The 1,494-nt window shown below is 61.7% G+C and carries 1 protein-coding gene; it reads right to left on the bottom strand.

Features of this window, described 5'->3' with window-relative positions; all coding sequences use genetic code 11:
* Positions 1-1,494, bottom strand: a 1,494-nt coding sequence (locus tag BBF94_RS26875; protein WP_218060149.1) for a beta strand repeat-containing protein, incomplete at both ends; no start/stop codon positions are given.

Genomic DNA, 1,494 nt, shown 5'->3' with positions numbered 1-1,494 from the left:
GCATCCGGCGCACTGCCGGTGCTGAGGTTTTTCTCGTAGACGGTGAGTTCGCCGCCGTTCACATCCAGGCCGCTGATGATCACCGGATCGTCGTTGTTGTGGATCTGCAAGACGAGGTTCGCGGTGCTGGTGTCGCCGTCCGAGTCGGTGATGGTGTAGGTGAAGGTCTCGGTGCCGTTTCCGCCACCGTGCAGGTTTTTGAAGTCCGCATCGTTGGTGTTCAGCGTGTAGGTGTAAGTCCCGTTAGCGTTGAGCACCAGGGTGCCGTAGGTACCGGTGAACGTACCCGCCGTGACCGGGCCGGTTGGAACGCGGTCAGCGCCTTGCACGTCGTTGGTCAGCACATTACCGGTCAGGGTCAGGTTGGTTTCCGAGGCGGTGCCGGCGTTGGTGTCGTTTACGGCTTTCGGCAGGTCGTCGACGATATTCACGTCCAGCGATGCATTGGCGGTTGTGCCGTTGTCATCCACCACGGTGACCGCGAATTGTTCGCTCAACGTATTGGCGCCGTTAGCGGTCGGGTGCGCGTCGTTGTGGTCGAGGGTGTAGCTGTAGCTCACGACGCCGGTCGTGGCGTTGAAGCCGGTGATGGTCAGTGTGCTGCCCAGCGGCGTCGTGATGGATTGAGGGAAGCCTGCGGCCACGCCGTTGGTGACGACGGCAATGCCGCCCACAGTCAGCGTGGTGACGCCGTCCAGCGCGGTGATGGTGAACGTGCCGCTTTGGGTCAGCGCAGTAGCATCCGGTGCACTGCCGGTGCTCAGGTTTTTCTCGTAGACGGTAAGTTCGCCGCCGTTCACATCCAGGCCGTTGATGATCACCGGATCGTCGTTGTTGTGGATCTGCAGCACGAGGTTCGCGGTGCTGGTGTCACCGTCCGAGTCGGTGATGGTGTAGGTGAAAGTTTCAGTCCCGTTGCCACCGCCGTGCAGGTTTTTGAAATCGGCGTCGTTAGGGTTGACGGTGTAGGTGTAAGAGCCATCGGCATTCAGCACCAGGGTGCCGTAAGTCCCGTTGAAGGTTCCGGCGGTGACCGGGCCGGTCGGCACCCGGTCAGCACCTTGCACGTCGTTGGTCAGGACGTTGCCGGTCAGCGTCAGGTTGGTTTCCGAAGCCGTGCCGGCGTTGGTGTCGTTTACGGCTTTTGGCAGGTCGTCGACGATGTTTACATCCAGCGATGCGTTGGCGGTTGTGCCGTTGTCATCCACCACGGTGACCGCGAACTGCTCGCTCAGGGTGTTGGCGCCGTTGGCAGTTGGATGCGCATCGTTGTGGTCGAGGGTGTAGCTGTAGCTGACGACGCCAGTGGCAGCGTTGAACCCGGTAATGGTCAGTGTGCTGCCCAATGGCGTGGTCACCGATTGCGGGAAGCCTGCGGCGACACCGTTGGTGACGACCGCGATCCCGCCCACGGTTAACGTGGTGACGCCGTCCAAAGCAGTGATGGTGAAGGTGCCGCTTTGGGTCAGCGCCGTGGCATCCGGCGCACTGCCG

It is taken from the genome of Pseudomonas bananamidigenes (assembly GCF_001679645.1).
Classification (GTDB): Bacteria; Pseudomonadota; Gammaproteobacteria; order Pseudomonadales; family Pseudomonadaceae; genus Aquipseudomonas; species Aquipseudomonas bananamidigenes.
This window is presented reverse-complemented; position numbering and strand designations above follow the sequence as displayed.